19 protein-coding genes are annotated in these 15,829 nt (G+C 59.9%); 6 read left to right on the top strand and 13 right to left on the bottom strand.

Translation table 11 applies throughout. The features are described 5' to 3' along the window. Positions 1 to 231: 231 nt before the first annotated feature. The gene (locus tag BSF40_RS18870; RefSeq protein ID WP_095966242.1) at positions 232 to 1,140 is read right to left on the bottom strand and encodes a LysR family transcriptional regulator; all 909 of its coding nucleotides are present in this window, start codon (positions 1,138 to 1,140) and stop codon (positions 232 to 234) included. A gap of 131 nt (positions 1,141 to 1,271) precedes the next feature. On the opposite strand from BSF40_RS18870, the gene BSF40_RS18865 reads away from it, so the two are divergent. Then, positions 1,272 to 2,291 carry a DUF4917 family protein gene (locus tag BSF40_RS18865; RefSeq protein ID WP_095966241.1) on the top strand — a complete coding sequence of 340 codons (1,020 nt, stop codon included), beginning with the start codon at positions 1,272 to 1,274 and terminating at the stop codon, positions 2,289 to 2,291. 109 nt (positions 2,292 to 2,400) lie between these two features. Here BSF40_RS18865 and BSF40_RS18860 read toward each other — a convergent pair whose 3' ends face one another. Continuing rightward, on the bottom strand, positions 2,401 to 2,943 hold the full coding sequence (locus BSF40_RS18860; RefSeq protein ID WP_095966240.1) for a helix-turn-helix domain-containing protein: 543 nt from the start codon (positions 2,941 to 2,943) through the stop codon (positions 2,401 to 2,403). A gap of 159 nt (positions 2,944 to 3,102) precedes the next feature. Here BSF40_RS18860 and BSF40_RS18855 point away from each other — a divergent pair, with 159 nt between their 5' ends. Next, complete coding sequence (locus tag BSF40_RS18855; RefSeq protein WP_095966239.1) at positions 3,103 to 3,885, top strand: aldolase; 783 nt, start codon at positions 3,103 to 3,105, stop codon at positions 3,883 to 3,885. A gap of 29 nt (positions 3,886 to 3,914) precedes the next feature. Next, positions 3,915 to 4,802, top strand: coding sequence for a dihydrodipicolinate synthase family protein (locus BSF40_RS18850; protein ID WP_095966238.1), 888 nt, complete (start codon positions 3,915 to 3,917; stop codon positions 4,800 to 4,802). Between the two features lie 134 nt (positions 4,803 to 4,936). Here the strand turns inward: BSF40_RS18850 and BSF40_RS18845 are convergent, their stop codons facing one another. The 3 genes from BSF40_RS18845 to BSF40_RS18835 form a co-directional block, all read right to left on the bottom strand. Next, on the bottom strand, positions 4,937 to 5,281 hold the full coding sequence (locus BSF40_RS18845) for a YegP family protein (RefSeq protein ID WP_095966237.1): 345 nt from the start codon (positions 5,279 to 5,281) through the stop codon (positions 4,937 to 4,939). A 164-nt stretch (positions 5,282 to 5,445) separates the two neighbouring features. Beyond that, positions 5,446 to 5,751, bottom strand: coding sequence for a ribbon-helix-helix domain-containing protein (locus tag BSF40_RS18840; protein ID WP_095966236.1), 306 nt, complete (start codon positions 5,749 to 5,751; stop codon positions 5,446 to 5,448). 14 nt (positions 5,752 to 5,765) lie between these two features. Continuing rightward, entirely contained in the window at positions 5,766 to 6,347 is a 582-nt protein-coding gene (locus BSF40_RS18835; RefSeq protein WP_095966235.1) for a DJ-1/PfpI family protein, read from the bottom strand. Positions 6,348 to 6,642: 295 nt separating this feature from the next. Between BSF40_RS18835 and BSF40_RS18830 the strand changes: the two genes are divergently transcribed. Then, positions 6,643 to 7,617, top strand: coding sequence for a DMT family transporter (locus BSF40_RS18830; protein WP_095966234.1), 975 nt, complete (start codon positions 6,643 to 6,645; stop codon positions 7,615 to 7,617). Here BSF40_RS18830 and BSF40_RS18825 read toward each other — a convergent pair. The 3 genes from BSF40_RS18825 to BSF40_RS18815 form a co-directional block, all read right to left on the bottom strand. Further along, positions 7,608 to 8,822: an SAM-dependent methyltransferase gene (locus tag BSF40_RS18825; RefSeq protein WP_095966233.1), complete on the bottom strand. Its 1,215-nt coding sequence runs from the start codon at positions 8,820 to 8,822 to the stop codon at positions 7,608 to 7,610. The two genes, BSF40_RS18830 and BSF40_RS18825, sit on opposite strands and share 10 nt — an antisense overlap. 132 nt (positions 8,823 to 8,954) lie before the next feature. Beyond that, entirely contained in the window at positions 8,955 to 9,314 is a 360-nt protein-coding gene (locus BSF40_RS18820; RefSeq protein WP_095966232.1) for a hypothetical protein, read from the bottom strand. 2 nt (positions 9,315 to 9,316) lie between these two features. Next, complete coding sequence (locus tag BSF40_RS18815) at positions 9,317 to 9,595, bottom strand: ogr/Delta-like zinc finger family protein (RefSeq protein WP_095966231.1); 279 nt, start codon at positions 9,593 to 9,595, stop codon at positions 9,317 to 9,319. A gap of 300 nt (positions 9,596 to 9,895) precedes the next feature. On the opposite strand from BSF40_RS18815, the gene BSF40_RS18810 reads away from it, so the two are divergent. After that, complete coding sequence (locus BSF40_RS18810) at positions 9,896 to 10,321, top strand: helix-turn-helix domain-containing protein (protein WP_095966230.1); 426 nt, start codon at positions 9,896 to 9,898, stop codon at positions 10,319 to 10,321. 68 nt (positions 10,322 to 10,389) lie between these two features. Here the strand turns inward: BSF40_RS18810 and BSF40_RS18805 are convergent, their stop codons facing one another. The 5 genes from BSF40_RS18805 to BSF40_RS18785 all read right to left on the bottom strand — a co-directional run bounded on the left by BSF40_RS18805 (position 10,390) and on the right by BSF40_RS18785 (position 13,207). Beyond that, the gene (locus BSF40_RS18805) at positions 10,390 to 10,746 is read right to left on the bottom strand and encodes a putative holin (protein ID WP_015093872.1); all 357 of its coding nucleotides are present in this window, start codon (positions 10,744 to 10,746) and stop codon (positions 10,390 to 10,392) included. Next, entirely contained in the window at positions 10,733 to 11,035 is a 303-nt protein-coding gene (locus BSF40_RS18800) for a helix-turn-helix domain-containing protein (RefSeq protein ID WP_095966229.1), read from the bottom strand. Before BSF40_RS18800 ends, BSF40_RS18805 begins: the two co-directional genes overlap by 14 nt. A 129-nt stretch (positions 11,036 to 11,164) precedes the next feature. Then, a complete protein-coding gene (locus BSF40_RS18795) occupies positions 11,165 to 11,782 on the bottom strand; it encodes a TPM domain-containing protein (RefSeq protein WP_095966228.1) in 618 nt (205 codons plus the stop codon). Positions 11,783 to 11,810: 28 nt separating this feature from the next. Next, entirely contained in the window at positions 11,811 to 12,566 is a 756-nt protein-coding gene (locus BSF40_RS18790; RefSeq protein WP_095966227.1) for a YgcG family protein, read from the bottom strand. Between the two features lie 35 nt (positions 12,567 to 12,601). Further along, a complete protein-coding gene (locus BSF40_RS18785) occupies positions 12,602 to 13,207 on the bottom strand; it encodes a LemA family protein (RefSeq protein WP_007976733.1) in 606 nt (201 codons plus the stop codon). Between the two features lie 263 nt (positions 13,208 to 13,470). On the opposite strand from BSF40_RS18785, the gene bglX reads away from it, so the two are divergent. Beyond that, on the top strand, positions 13,471 to 15,762 hold the full coding sequence (bglX, locus tag BSF40_RS18780) for a beta-glucosidase BglX (RefSeq protein WP_095966226.1): 2,292 nt from the start codon (positions 13,471 to 13,473) through the stop codon (positions 15,760 to 15,762). Positions 15,763 to 15,829 lie beyond the last annotated feature (67 nt).

The following is a 15,829-nucleotide window of genomic DNA, read 5'->3' as shown; positions in this document are numbered from 1 at the left end:
GGTACCTCTTGTTCTTGGAATATGAGCCAAGGCTAGAGGACTGATGCCTGATGAATCCAACCTTCAGTTGGCAACGGGCGTTCGCGAAATGCGAACGCCCTGGAAAATTATCGCGGCCTCACGGCCGCCTTCGCGAGCAAGCCCGCTCCCACAGGGATTTTCAGCGCTACACAGATCCAGTGTGGGAGCGGGCTTGCTCGCGAAGAGGCCGGCCCAGTCAGCCAAGAACTTTCAGACTGAGCCCCGCAAATGCTCAAACAACATCCGGCTCACCGGCGACAGCAGCGCCTCATCGCGCACCACCAGAATCAGCGCCCGATCGGACCATTCGTCCGTCAATGGCACCGCGTGCAACCCCAGCGCCCGGCCAAACAATTCATACGCCCGCTGCGGAAGGATGCCGATCCCCATGTTGGCCTGGACCATGCGGCACATGGCATCGAACCCCGGCACATGAATGCGCACCCGCAACACCTTGCCGGCTTCGCGGGCCGCTGCATGGGTACGCATGTTGATTGAACTGGCGGCATGCAGCCCAACGTAATCGCTGTCTAGCGTATCGGCGAACGCCACGCTCGACCGGTTCGCCAAGAGATGGTGCGGCGGCATCAGCACCACCAGTTTGTCCTGGCGATACAGCACGCTGTGCAGGCCCTTGATGTCGCTGTCGATGGAACAGATGCCGAGGTCGGCCACCCCGTCGAGCACGCCCTGAATCACCCCGGCGCTGGGCCGTTCTTCGAGGTCGGTCTTGACCTGGGGGTGACGCTCGGAAAAATCCCGCAGGTCCTCTGGCAAAAACTGAATGATCGCCGACAGGTTGGCGAGCATTCGCACATAGCCGCGCACACCATGGCTGTGCTCGCCCAGTTCGAGGCCCATTTTCTCGACGTTGAACAGCATCTGCCGGGCATGGTGCAGCAGGGTTTCACCCGCCGGTGTCAGGGACATGCCCTTGGCCTGGCGCACGAACAGGCTGATACCCAGCGCCTCCTCCAGCTCCATCAAGCGCTTGCTCGCCGCCGAGACGGCAATCGCCTCGCGCGACGCGGCACGGGTCAGCGTGCCCTCCTCATGGACGGCGACGAACAGTTGCAGAGTGATCAGGTCGAGACGGCGGATCAGGCTTTTTTGCAGCATCGGGTACTCGGCGAAGTCGGCTCGGGCGAAGTCGCAGCATAACGTTCTTCGCCCGCGTCGTGCCGTGGTCGGGCAGCCGGTCGTGATAAAGTCGCCGCCCAAAGACCTTTTGCCGTGAGACGAAGACCGCAATGACCGATTTCCAGGATGTCGATGCCCAACTAGAAGACTGGAACGCCTTGCGCAGCACCGCTTCGTTCAGTGGTTTGCTGGTGGGCAACGGTGCCAGTCGCGCGGTATGGGACGATTTCGGCTACGAGTCGCTGTTCGAAAATGCCCGCACCGTTGAAGAAAAACCCCTGAGCCCGTCCGAGCTGAGCGTGTTCGACGCGATGCAGACCCGCAGTTTCGAGCAGGTACTGAGCGCGTTGAAAACCACCAGCCGGGTCAACAAGGCCCTGGCCGTCAGCTCCGCCGCCCCGCGCAATCGCTATTACGCGATCAAGGAAGCGCTGATCAACACCGTGCATGCGGTGCATATCCCGTGGCGGCTGGTGGTGCCCTCGACATTGGCGACGATCAATCAGGAACTGGCCAACTACCGCACGGTGTTCACCACCAATTACGACCTGATCAACTACTGGGCGGTGCAACACCAGCCCGAGGCGATCACCGATCTGTTCCAGGGGACCGAACCCGCTTTCGACCTGAGCGACACGACCACCGACAAAACCCGTTTGCTGTACCTGCACGGCGGTCTGCACCTGGTGCGCAACCAGGACGGCACGGCGCGCAAGCTGATGTCGACCGAGGGCACGTTGCTGGGCAACTTCGCGATCAATAACACGATCAAGACCCTCGACGACGTGCCGCTGTTCGTCAACGAAGGGCCGAGTGCGGACAAGCTCAAGACCATTCGCAGTTCGGACTATCTGTCGTTCTGCTACGAGCAGTTGCTCGGTCACGGCCAGGCGCTGTGTCTCTTCGGCCATGCGCTGGGGGAGCAGGACAGCCACATCATCCATGCCTTGCGCCTGGCAAAGCCGCAGGTGCTGGCGATCTCGATTTACCCGCGCAGCAAGGCCTTCATCCAGCACCAGAAGCGGCATTACGCGAAGGTGTTTGAGGGGACGGGGGTTGAGTTGCGGTTTTTTGATTCCAAGAGCCATGCGTTGGGTGGCCCCAAGTTATCGGTTCCAGTCGAAGTTTAGTACTGGCCGATCTGACGCTTTCGCGAGCAAGCCCGCTCCCACATGGGATCTGTGTCGTTCACAAATCCCATGTGGGAGCGGGCTTGCTCGCGAAGCTTTTGCAGTCAACTCATTCCTCGGTGCTGTGCACCACCACCAGCAACTGCGCCTGTACCTCACCCACCGAACGAATCCGGTGCGGTTTTTGCGCATTGAAGTGCAGCGCATCCCCACGATCGAGCAGCACGCGCTCGCTCATGAAGTCCACTTCCACCCGCCCCTCGTGGACGAACAGAAACTCCTCGCCCAGATGCTCCTTGAAGGTTTTGTCGGTGAACTCCGCCGGCGGGTAAATGATGAACGGCAGCAGGCTGCGTTCACTGACCTGATGGGCCAGCACCGCGTAACCCGGATTGTTGCCACTGGCACCCAAAGGTTGCCGCTCGTGGCTGCGTACCAGGCTGTAGCTGTCGAAGCCGGCGTTGTCTTCAGAGAACAACTCCTCGACCTTCACGTTCAGCGCCTTGGCCAGTTTCAACGCTGCCGCAATCGACGGCGTGTTCAAGCCGCGCTCGACTTTCGACAGGTAACTCTTGGTCATGCCGGATTGTTCGGCCAGCGCTTCCAAGGTCACGCCAAGTTTTTTTCTTAGTAATTTCAAACGAATAGACATGTGGAGCGATTAATCCATCAAGGAGGCAACGATTTGCCCTTGCCAATGACACAACGTGTCATTTAGGCTCTTTAGTGTCATTTGCGCTCACCGACGACTTTGCGAGGAACCGGTGAGCGACAAACCCGACGTCCATTGAATCACCCAAAGGACACCGATATGGCCAAGACATTAGCACTGCCCAAAGAGCAACTGGTCAAGCACGCGCTGAGCCAAATGCAAAATACCCTGGCGGATAATACGTGGACCGCCCGGCAAAAGCTGGCCCTGACCTGCCGCATCCTGTTCGAGCACGGTCACGATTCCGGTCTGGCCGGGCAAATCACCGCCCGTGGCCCGCAGCCCGGCACTTACTACACTCAACAACTGGGCCTGGGTTTCGACGAAATCACCGCGGGCAACCTGCTGCTGGTCAACGAAGATCTGGAAGTGCTCGAAGGCCACGGCATGCCCAACCCGGCCAATCGTTTTCACAGTTGGGTATACCGCGCCCGCCCGGATGTGAACTGCATCATCCACACCCATCCGACCCACGTTGCAGCCTTGTCGATGCTGGAAGTACCGTTGCAGATTTCCCACATGGACCTCTGCCCGCTCTATGACGACTGTGCATTTCTCGAAGGCTGGCCGGGTGTGCCGGTGGGCAACGAGGAAGGCGAGTTGATTGCCGGGGCGTTGGGCGACAAGCGGGCGATCCTGCTTTCGCACCATGGCCAATTGTCCACCGGCAACACCATCGAGGAAGCCTGTGTCATCGCGCAGCTGATCGAATGTGCCGCGAAGCTGCAACTGTTGGCGATGAGCGCCGGGACCATCAAGCCGATCATCCCCGCGTTGGGCCGTGAAGCCCATGACTGGATTGCCCGGCCGAAACGTCACGCCGCCGCTTTCAACTACTACGCCCGGCAGAGCCTGCGCCAACACGCCGATTGCCTGAACTGACCCCAGACCTTTTTGAACGGAGAGACACCATGTCCACCGCCAACATTCACGGCATCATCGGCTACACCATCACCCCTTTCACCGCCCATGGCGAAGGCGTTGACCTGGACGCCCTCGGGCGCTCCATCGACCGCCTGATCGAGGGCGGCGTGCACGCTATCGCACCGCTGGGCAGCACCGGTGAAGGTGCCTACCTGAGCGACGCGGAGTGGGATCAGGTCAGCGAATTCAGTATCAAGCACGTGGCCAAACGCGTGCCGACCGTCGTCAGCGTGTCCGACCTGACCACCGCCAAGGCGGTACGTCGCGCGCGCTTCGCCGAAGCCCATGGCGCCGATGTGGTGATGGTGCTGCCCGCGTCCTACTGGAAACTCAGTGAAGCGGAAATCCTCGCTCATTACCGCGCCATCGGCGACAGCATCGGCGTGCCGATCATGCTCTACAACAACCCGGCCACCAGCGGCACCGACATGTCGGTGGACCTGATCCTGCGCATCGTCAAGGCCGTGGAAAACGTGACCATGGTCAAGGAGAGCACTGGCGACATCCAGCGCATGCATCAACTGCAACGTCTCGGCGACGGCCAGGTGCCGTTCTACAACGGCTGCAATCCGCTGGCCCTGGAGGCCTTTGCCGCTGGCGCGAAAGGCTGGTGTACCGCTGCGCCGAACCTGATCCCGCAGCTCAACCTGGATTTGTATGATGCAGTGCTGGCCAACGATTTGGTCAAGGCCCGCGAGCTGTTCTACCGCCAGTTGCCGCTGCTGGATTTCATCCTCAAGGGTGGCTTGCCGGCGACGATCAAGGCGGGTTTGCGGGCGACAGGTCTGGAGGTAGGGGATCCGCGGTTGCCGGTGTTCCCGTTGGGTGAGGCGGGTTGTGGTCAGTTGCAAGGGCTGTTGAACGCCCTGCGCTGATCTCCAGCCACACACAAAACCAAAAAATGTGGGAGCGGGCTTGCTCGCGAAGAGGTCGTCACATTCAGCATATGTGTTGAATGTTCCATCGCCTTCGCGAGCAAGCCCGCTCCCACAGGGGATATGTGTTGATCTCAAAGCACCGGTAAGGTTTTGTCCTTGACCACCTTGCTCGGGCCATTGGCTTTCACACTGGCGATGCCTTTCTCCATGGCGGCATCGGAGGAATAGGTTTCGCTGCTGCCGATGATCTCGTGGTTACCCGCCTTGAGGTTGAAATACGGATGGCCGTCCTTCGTGGTTTTCTTCTCGTAGCGCTCATCCAGCGGGCTGTTGGCCTGGACCGAGGCGATGCCTTTGTCGGCGGCGGCGTGGGTGGTGTACAGCTCGCTGGTCAGAATGGTCTCGGCGTTGGCCGCCTTGAGGACGAACCTGAACTGGCCATTGCTGCTTTTGCTCACTTCATACCATCCGGACATGCTGTTTCTCCTTGCCGATTGAGAGGTTGTGCGCTTCACAGTAAAGACCAAGCCGGGATTTCTGTCGCCTGTACCGGCCCCTTCGCGAGCAAGCCCGCTCCCACAGGTTCAGCGTAATCCCTGTGGGAGCGGGCTTGCTCGCGAAGGATTCGACGCAGTTTTGACTACTTCACCACTGCCCGCACCACCGACAACTCCGGAGACTGCGTCCGCCGCTGGCTCAGATACCGCGTACAACTCACCCGCAGGAACGAAGCGAAATTGACCACCTCGCCGCGATAGTCCATCACCTCTTCATACAGCTTGGCGATCAACTGGTTGGTGGTCATGCCGTCGACCTCGGCGATTTCGCTGAGGATGTCCCAAAACTGATTCTCCAGCCGCAGGGTGGTGACCACCCCACAGATGCGCAGCGAGCGGGAGCGCGATTCGTAAAGAATCGGGTCGGCTTTGACGTACAGCTCGCACATGGACATGTCCCTCGTTACAGCGTGATTTTGGTACCCAGCAACCCCAGGAAACCGGCCAACCAGTTCGGGTGCGCAGGCCAGGCCGGCGCCGTGGCCAGATTGCCCTGAACATGGCCGTCCGTCACCGGGATGTCGATATAGGTTCCGCCCGCCAGGCGCACTTCCGGAGCGCAGGCCGGATAAGCGCTGCATTCACGACCTTCGAGAATACCCGCTGCCGCCAGCAACTGCGCGCCATGGCACACGGCGGCGATCGGCTTGCCGGCCTTGTCGAATGCGCGCACCAGCTCCAGGACCTTTTCGTTCAGGCGCAGGTACTCCGGCGCACGGCCGCCAGGAATCAGCACGGCGTCATAATCGGCGGCGTTGACCTTGGCAAAATCGAAGTTCAAGGCAAACAGGTGGCCGGGTTTTTCGCTGTAGGTCTGGTCGCCTTCAAAGTCATGGATCGCCGTGCGCACGGTCTGGCCGGCGGTTTTGTCCGGGCAAACGGCGTGCACCGTGTGGCCGACCATCAGCAGCGCCTGGAACGGCACCATCACCTCATAGTCTTCGACGTAATCACCAACCAGCATCAGAATTTTTTTCGCAGCCATGGGGAGGACTCCTCTGGAAGTGGGCGTGCAGGAGTATTCAAGGTAGTCCTTATCCGGTGGCGCGGGTAACAACCGGCTACTACCTGATGGACCACGTTATCGTTCTTCGCGAGCAAGCCCGCTCCCACAGGGGGAACGCATTCCAATGTGGGAGCGGCGGTGCGGCGATCCGACTTGCTCGCGAAGAGGCCCGCAAACTGTACGGATAAGTCTGTGCCTAGCTGTAACAGCGGACAACCCATGGTTTATGGCTATATGGAGCCTTACCCCATCACCCAAAATTCTGGTTGCCATCATGTCCTCGCGCGAAAACACCGGCATGGCCCTGGGCCTGCTCGGCGTTGTGATCTTCAGCCTCACCCTGCCCTTCACGCGGATCGTCGTACAGGAACTCCACCCGCTGCTCAACGGCCTGGGCCGGGCACTGTTTGCGGCGGTTCCGGCGGCGTTGCTGTTGCTGTGGCACCGGGAAAAGTGGCCGACCTGGAAACAGGTCAAAGGCCTGACGCTGGTGATGGCCGGGGTGATTCTCGGTTTCCCGGTGTTGTCGGCCTGGGCCATGCAAACCTTGCCGGCGTCCCACGGCGCGCTGGTCAATGGTTTGCAGCCCCTGTGCGTGGCGCTGTACGCCGCGTGGCTTTCCCACGAACGGCCTTCGAAAGCATTCTGGGCCTGCGCCGCATTGGGCAGTGCGCTGGTACTCGGTTATGCGCTGATCAGCGGTGCCGGCAGCATTCAGGCCGGTGACCTGCTGATGCTTGGTGCCATTGCCGTGGGCGGGCTGGGCTACGCCGAGGGAGGCCGACTGGCCAGGGAGATGGGCGGCTGGCAGGTGATCTGCTGGGCGCTGGTACTGTCGACGCCGCTGTTGATCGGCCCGGTGGTGTATCTGGCGCTGCAACACCAGGGCGGGATTTCCGCCAGGACCTGGTGGGCCTTCGGTTATGTCTCGCTGTTTTCGCAGTTCATCGGCTTCTTCGCCTGGTACGCCGGGCTGGCCATGGGCGGCATTGCCCGGGTCAGCCAGATTCAGCTGCTGCAGATCTTCTTCACCATCGCCTTCTCGGCGTTGTTCTTCGGTGAACAGGTGGAGCCGGTCACCTGGCTGTTTGCCGGTGGGGTCATCGTGACGGTGATGCTGGGGCGCAAGACCGCAATCAAACCCAGTGTGGGAGCGGGCTTGCTCGCGAATGCGGCTCCCCATTCAACACTAGTATCGACTGACCCAACGCCTTCGCGAGCAAGCCCGCTCACACAGAATCAGAGGTAGCCGTCAGCGCGCAGCAACGTTTCCAGGCAATGCTCGCTGATGTGGTAGAAATCCTTCAGCTCCTGAATCTTCGCCAATAACTGGGCCGGCTCCACCGGTTCGGCGCGCTTGACCGCCAGTATCATCTTGTTCTTGTTGGTGTGGTCCAGCGAGATGAACTCGAACACCTTGGTCTCGTAGCCGCAGGCCTCCAGGAACAACGCGCGCAAACTGTCGGTGACCATCTCCGCCTGCTGGCCCAGGTGCAAGCCGTATTGCAGCATCGGCTTGAGCAGCGCCGGACTCTGGATTTGCAGGCGGATCTGTTTGTGGCAGCAAGGCGAGCACATGATGATCGACGCGCCGGAACGGATACCGGTGTGGATCGCATAGTCGGTGGCGATATCGCAGGCATGCAGGGCGATCATCACGTCCAGCTCGCTCGGTGCCACACTGCGTACGTCACCGCACTTGAACACCAGGCCGGGGTGCTCAAGCCTGGCGGCCGCGGTGTTGCACAGGGTGACCATGTCTTCACGCAACTCGACACCGGTCACTTCGCCTTCAGCTTTCAAGGTGTTTCGCAGGTAATCGTGGATGGCGAAGGTCAGGTACCCCTTGCCCGAACCGAAGTCCGCCACACGCACCGGTTTGTCCAGCGCCAGGGGTGACGAGGTCAGTGCATGGCTGAACACTTCGATGAACTTGTTGATCTGCTTCCACTTGCGCGACATCGCCGGGATCAGTTCATGCTGCTTGTTGGTCACCCCCAGGTCGGCGAGAAACGGCCGGCTCAGGTCAAGAAAACGGTTTTTTTCACGGTTGTGCTCGGCCGATGGCACTTCGCGCAATTGTTGAGGTTTGCTCTTGAACAGCGATGACTTGCCCTTTTTGCTGTATTCGAGCTGGGCTTCGTCGGTCAACGACAACAAATGCGCATTTTTGAACGACGCTGGCAGCAACCCGGCAATGCTCGCCACGCCTTCGGCCAGCGGCAGGTTCTTGGTGATATCGCGGGTCTTGTAGCGATAGACGAAAGACAGGCAAGGCTGCGCCTTGACCGTCACCGGCTTGATGATGATCCGCTGCAGATCCGTTTCATCGCCCGCGTACTTGGCCAGCACCAGTTTGATGAACGCATTGTGCTCGAGGCAGGCTTGCAGCAGCTCGATGAACTGGGCGTGATGATCCGGCGCGAGGCTGGCGGGAGTGGCGGTGACGGACATGGAAAAACGGCCTCAGGCGATGCAAATCGGAGAATGCCGGTATTTTAAGGGGGACGAGGACTTTGGGCACGGGGTTATTTTGTGGCAGGTCCCAGTCACGCCGCCCAGGACCTCGATACAAGCGTTGAAGCCTCAGGGTTCCACCAGGCGAAGCTTGCGATTGCTCGGTGAATTAATGATGTGTTTGACGATCAGTCCCACTGGCACTGCCCAGGTCAGGCCATTGGCAGGGTCGGTCACCACGGCGACCGTTTCGGAACTTGCATCGATGTCCAGGCGCCGACGATCATTGCACGACTTGAGTAAGCCATAGGCACGGCTAACCAGCCTTTCGGCCAGGAACATCGGTACATCCATACTCTGCAGATGCTTCACCGCGCGACAGAACAGGACTTGATCATCGATCCCCTCACTTTCATGACGCCCCAGAAACGCCTGGGCAATAGCCAATAACTCCTCATTCAGACCTGCATTTTCATCGGTAACCTTCATGCTCAAGTCTCCTGTGGCACTTCTGACGTGTCAGGACCGACGGCAACAGGCCGGGAAGCACGGCGCAAATCGGGTCCGGCGCAAGGCAGGCGTACAGCCGGATTAGGCATGCCACTGGGCGAAAGCTCATGGGTCATTTCAAATTCGGCACGCACGGACCAACCGCAAGCTTCCGACGTGCATTGCAGATACGCCACCCGCAGGAAAATATGACGGCCTTCGCTGGTGCGGATGCGCATCCGGCTCAAGCAGTGCGGGCACACCATTTTATAAGTACTCATGCTTGAATCCCGAGGGTCATTGGGTGGCAATCAACCTGATCAAACGCAATACTGCTTGAGGCGTTCATCGCGGCGCTCCGGGCTTGCGAACAGTGTCTGCCAGGCATAAGGAACTGCATCGGGCAGACGCGTAATGGGGTCGAGCCATGCTCGTAGGAAATCCCCCTGATACCATTAGGAAGTTTCGACATCGTATTCTTCTGACTCATCTTTGATGATTGATTACTTACAAGAAAAAAAGTACTCATTACGCATAAATTAGGCACTCAAAAAGCATATGTCAAAAGGAAGCGGCTCAAATTGCGTAGCAAAAAATCACAAGCTGTTCTGGCTCGTCTAAAGCAAGTTACCGGCACAAAAACCGATGCTTCTTTATCTTCCGCGCTACAGATCAGCCCGCAAACCCTTAGTAGCTGGCGAGGCCGCGACAGCACACCTTACTCATTATGCGTAGAAATCGCGCAAGCCCGGGGAATATCCCTTGACTGGCTGTTGCTGGGCGAAGGGCCGGTTTTGAGACAAACAATTACTGATTCTTCGCAGACTGGTCAGGAAAACACCACACGGGAAAACACCATTCTCGCGCTCTGGCGGTTGCTCGACGAAAACGATCGCTGCGCCATACAAAACGCACTCGAGGAAAAGCAACGACTGCGTGATATGGAACTCAGGCTTTCCGAAATGGCCACCATCCTGGCAACACTCAAACCTTCGAATGAAACCTGATGAACTGTGTCATCCGAAGTTGCATGACTTCCCGTTCCGGATATCAAGACAACCCCATTCACGGACCATCATCTTCGTCCTCTCAGGTGTCGAATGATTTCGCCGATACCGGCACCATCGACCCATTGCATGAGCTTGATGCTGATGGGAATAACGATCAGCGCGCAAAGAAAGGCCGTTACACCTTCCGTCAGAAATGGCGCCAGCGGATGTGCGACAGGCGTAAAGAGGTAACCGACACCCGCAGACAGCAACCATGAACCGATTCGCTGCCAGGCCTTGAAGCTGGTGCGAGTGGTGGTGACCAGCCACGCGCCGAGCATCGCACCGAACAGTACCTCGCCATTGACCACTGGCAGCGTCGCAATCCCCATTCCCAACATGAGCCCATTGATGCCGTTGTATGCCGAATCAGTCAGGCTCATGCGCACCTCGCGCAACGACCGAATCCACCTGGATCGCTCCCGACTCGATCGCCCTGAGCAATGCGCAGGTGCGGGAGCTGACGTCGAACTTTCGGCGAATGTTGGCGAAGTGAAAATTGACGGTAGATTCCGTGCAATTCTCGATCCTGGCGATTTCCCAGGAAGTTTTGCCCTTGAAACACCACATCAGGACTTGCGTTTCTTTGGCCGTCAGTTTCGCCTTGGGCTTGCTTCCCTCAGCGCCATTGGCTGCACGTACCAAAGAGTCAATCGATTGTCGGGTTGCCATAAGAATCCCTCTTCGCGGGAACGCCCGTCGCTGGGCGTCCACTGTTGGAGAGAAATACTGACGACAAGGCTGAACCCGGACAATTGACGGGCGTTGTAGCGGCGAGCGCTACACAACGCCAGGGAGGACTTAGCCGAGTACCACCAAGCGGTTCGGCAGTTCATTGCGCACATGGGTTACGGGCACGTGCACCTTGAGCAGCTCGCCGCAGGCTTCGACGCAGCTGACAAAACCTTGCAACGTCTGCCCCTGCTTCACCTGCTGGGTGAAGGTGGCGACGATGGCATCCCAGTTCTTGTTGTCCAGGCGACTGGAAATGCCTTCATCCACCAGAATCTCCACATAACGCTCGGCTTCGGAGACGAAAATCAGAACACCGGTGCTGCCTTCGGTGTGGTGCAGGTTCTGCTCCAGGAACTGCCGGCGCGCCAGGTTCGAGGCGCGCCAGTGGCGCACCGAGCGCGGGACCAGATGGGTAGTGACTTTCGGCAGACGGAACACCAGGCACAGGACGATGAAGATGGCCCATTGCACCAGCAGCAGGCTGTGCAGGGTCAGCCAACCGGTGAGGTAATGCACGATGCCCGGCACCAGCAGCGCCAGCAGGCTGGCCCACAACAACGGGATGTACGCATAGTCGTCGGCGCGGGCCGCGAGCACGGTCACCAGTTCTGCGTCGGTGTCGCGCTCGACCCGGGCGATTGCCTCGGCGACTTTGCGTTGTTCGTGTTCGGTCAGTAATGCCATGTCGTGAATTGCCTGCTCATTTTTATGATCACCAGCCGCCGGACGAACCGCCGCCGCCGAAACTGCCTCCGCCGCCGCTGAAGCCTCCGCCTCCACCGCCGCCGCCAAATCCACCACCGCCAAAACCGCCCCCGGATCCTCCGGAGCCGCCCCGGCCGGCGGGAAGGATACCGAGCATCTGACACACAAAAACAGTCAGGATGAACAGCATCACCAAAAACACCAGCAACCCGGGATGCCGCGAGACGAAATCGTCCCCTGGATCGCCTCTGGACTCATACGCCGTGGAGGGTTCGTCCAAGGGGTTGCCGCCCAGCACCACCAGCATCGCCGCCACGCCGTCGCTGATGCCTTTACTGAAGTTGCCGGTCTTGAATGCCGGGGTGATGACCTGGTTGATGATCACTGAACTCTGGGCGTCGGTCAGGCGATCCTCCAGGCCATAGCCGACTTCAATACGCAACCGGCGCTCGTTTCGGGCGATGATCAGCAGCGCGCCGTTGTTCTTGTCCTTCTGCCCGATACCCCAGTGGCGGCCGAGCTGGTAACCGAAATCGGCGATGTCGGTGCCCTGCAAGTCCGGCAACGTCACGACCACAAGCTGCTCGCCGGTGGCCTGTTCATGGGCCTGAAGTTGTTGGTTGAGCTGCTCGCGCACCACAGGCTCGATCATCTGCGCGTTGTCGACCACCCGCCCGGTCAGCGCCGGAAAACCCAGTTCGGCCCGGGCCGTGATCGCCACCACCCACAACAACAGCATCAGGCCCGTTTTCAACACGCGCATTGGCTACCTCTTCCGTAGTGACGCACAAGCTGTACTCAGAACTTGACCTCAGGGGCCTTTTCCGAACCCGGCGTGGCTTCGAAGGTCTCACGCACCGGCAGGTCGCTGTACATCACCGTGTGCCACAGGCGACCAGGGAAGGTGCGGATCTCGGTGTTGTATTTCTGCACCGCGAGGATGAAATCGCGCCGGGCCACGCTGATGCGGTTCTCGGTGCCTTCGAGCTGCGACTGCAGGGCGAGGAAGTTCTGGTTGGCCTTGAGGTCCGGATAACGCTCGGAGACCACCATCAAACGACTCAAGGCGCCACTGAGCTGATCCTGGGCCTGTTGGTACTGCTTGAGTTTTTCCGGGTTGTCCAGGGTCGAGGCATCCACCTGGATCGACGTGGCCTTGGCCCGCGCCTCAATCACCGCGGTCAGTGTCTCTTCTTCATGTTTTGCGTAGCCCTTGACCGTTTCCACCAGGTTGGGAATCAGGTCGGCGCGCCGCTGATACTGGTTCTGCACCTGGCCCCAGGCGGCCTTGGCCTGTTCATCGAGGGTCGGGATATTGTTGATGCCGCAGGCGGTCAGCAACGTGGCCAGCATCAGCAGCGTGACGACCTGCAAACGCGAGCGATAGGTTGGACTTGCATTCATCAGGATGTCGCTCCCTTGTACATTCATGAAAAAACCGACCGTGAAACCTTCTGGGCCGGCTCTTGGGGCATAATCGCCCGCGCCTCTGGATTGCAACGGGCCGATGGGCTAAAAAGAGGCCCTGCGTGAAAACGCATCCGCCACCTGGCTGTCGTTTTTTGGCTCTGGTTTTTTTGAGCCTGCACCCGAACAACAATAGACGCTCCCTAAATTTTGGCTGGCCGGCGTGCATATCGCCGTTTGGGCCCTTGAGAAAACTATTCATGAAGAAGCTGTGTTTGCTGGGCCTGTTCGTCAGCCTGGCCAGTCATAACGTATTGGCCGCCACGACGCCCGCACCCCTGGAGAACAAGGAAGCCTTCGTCAGCAACCTGATGAAGCAAATGACCCTCGATGAAAAAATCGGCCAGTTGCGCCTGATCAGCATCGGCCCGGAAATGCCTCGCGAAATGATCCGCAAGGAAATCGCGGCGGGCAACATCGGCGGTACGTTCAACTCGATCACCCGTCCGGAAAACCGGCCGATGCAGGACGCCGCCATGCGCAGCCGCCTGAAAATCCCGATGTTCTTCGCCTACGACGTGATCCACGGCCACCGCACCATTTTCCCGATCCCGCTGGCCCTGGCCTCGAGTTGGGACATGGATGCCATCGGCCTGTCCGGGCGCATCGCCGCCAAGGAAGCCGCGGCTGACAGCCTCGACATCACCTTCGCGCCGATGGTCGACATCTCCCGCGACCCGCGCTGGGGCCGCACCTCCGAAGGCTTCGGCGAAGACACCTACCTGGTGTCGCGCATTGCCGGCGTGATGGTCAAGGCGTTCCAGGGTACTGGCGCGAACGCGGCCGACAGCATCATGGCCAGCGTCAAGCACTTCGCCCTGTACGGTGCGGTCGAGGGTGGCCGCGACTACAACATAGTCGACATGAGCCCGGTCAAGATGTACCAGGACTACCTGCCACCGTACCGCGCCGCCATCGATGCCGGCGCTGGCGGGGTCATGGTCGCGCTGAACTCGGTCAACGGCGTGCCGGCCACCGCCAACACCTGGCTGATGAACGACCTGCTGCGCAAGGAGTGGGGCTTCAAGGGCCTGGCCGTCAGCGACCACGGGGCGATTTTCGAGCTGATCAAGCACGGCGTTGCCGCCGACGGTCGCGAAGCGGCGAAGCTGGCGATCAAGGCCGGCATCCACATGAGCATGAACGACACCCTGTACGGCAAAGAGCTGCCTGGGCTGCTGAAGTCCGGCGAGATCCAGCAGAGCGACATCGACAACGCCGTGCGTGCGGTGCTCGAAGCCAAATACGACATGGGCCTGTTCAAGGACCCGTACCTGCGCATCGGCAAAGCCGAGGACGATCCGGTCGACACCTACGCCGACAGCCGCCTGCACCGCGCCGAGGCCCGTGATGTGGCGCGCCGCAGCCAGGTGCTGTTGCAGAACCGGAACGAGACCCTGCCGCTGAAGAAGACCGCGAAAATCGCGCTGGTCGGTCCGCTGGCCAAGGCGCCCATCGACATGATGGGCAGCTGGGCCGCCGCGGGCAGGCCTGCGCAGTCCGTCACCCTGTTCGACGGCATGACCAACGCACTGGGCGATAAATCGACGCTGATCTATGCCCGTGGCGCCAACATCACCAGCGACCCGAAAATCCTCGGCTACCTGAACTTCCTCAACTTCGACGCCCCGGAAGTGGTGGATGACCCGCGCCCGGCGAACGTGCTGATCGACGAAGCGGTGAAAGCGGCCAAAGAGGCTGATGTCGTCGTTGCCGCCGTTGGCGAATCCCGTGGCATGTCCCACGAATCGTCGAGCCGCACTGACCTGAACATCCCGGAAAACCAGCGCGAGCTGATCCGTGCCCTGAAAGCCACCGGCAAACCGCTGGTGCTGGTGTTGATGAACGGCCGCCCGCTGACGATCCTCGAAGAGAAAGAACAGGCCGACGCGATCCTCGAAACCTGGTTCACCGGCACCGAAGGCGGCAACGCCATCGCCGACGTGTTGTTCGGCGACTACAACCCATCGGGCAAACTGCCGATCAGCATCCCGCGTTCGGTTGGCCAGATTCCGACCTACTACAACCACCTGACCATTGGCCGGCCGTTCACCCCGGGCAAGCCGGGCAACTACACTTCGCAGTACTTCGATGACACCACAGGCCCCCTGTACCCGTTCGGTTACGGCCTGAGCTACACCGAGTTCAGCCTGAGCGACATGGCGCTGTCGTCGACCACGTTGAACAAGACCGGCAAGCTCGACGCCAGTGTCACGGTGAAAAACACCGGCAAGCGCGACGGCGAAACCGTGGTGCAGTTGTACATCCAGGACGTGGCAGGCTCGATGATCCGCCCGATCAAGGAACTGAAAAACTTCCAGAAGGTGATGATCAAGGCCGGCGAACAGAAGGTCGTGCACTTCACCATCACCGAGGACGACCTGAAGTTCTACAACACCCAGCTCAAGTACGCGGCGGAACCGGGCAAGTTCAACGTGCAGATCGGCCTGGATTCAGAGGATGTGACGCAGCAGAGTTTTGAGTTGCTCTAACCCCGTTACACCGCAATACAAATGTGGGAGCGGGCTTGCTCGCGAAGACGGAGTGTCAGTCGAAATC

The organism is Pseudomonas sp. ACN5 (assembly GCF_002303975.1).
Classification (GTDB): Bacteria; Pseudomonadota; Gammaproteobacteria; order Pseudomonadales; family Pseudomonadaceae; genus Aquipseudomonas; species Aquipseudomonas laurylsulfatiphila.
This window is presented reverse-complemented; position numbering and strand designations above follow the sequence as displayed.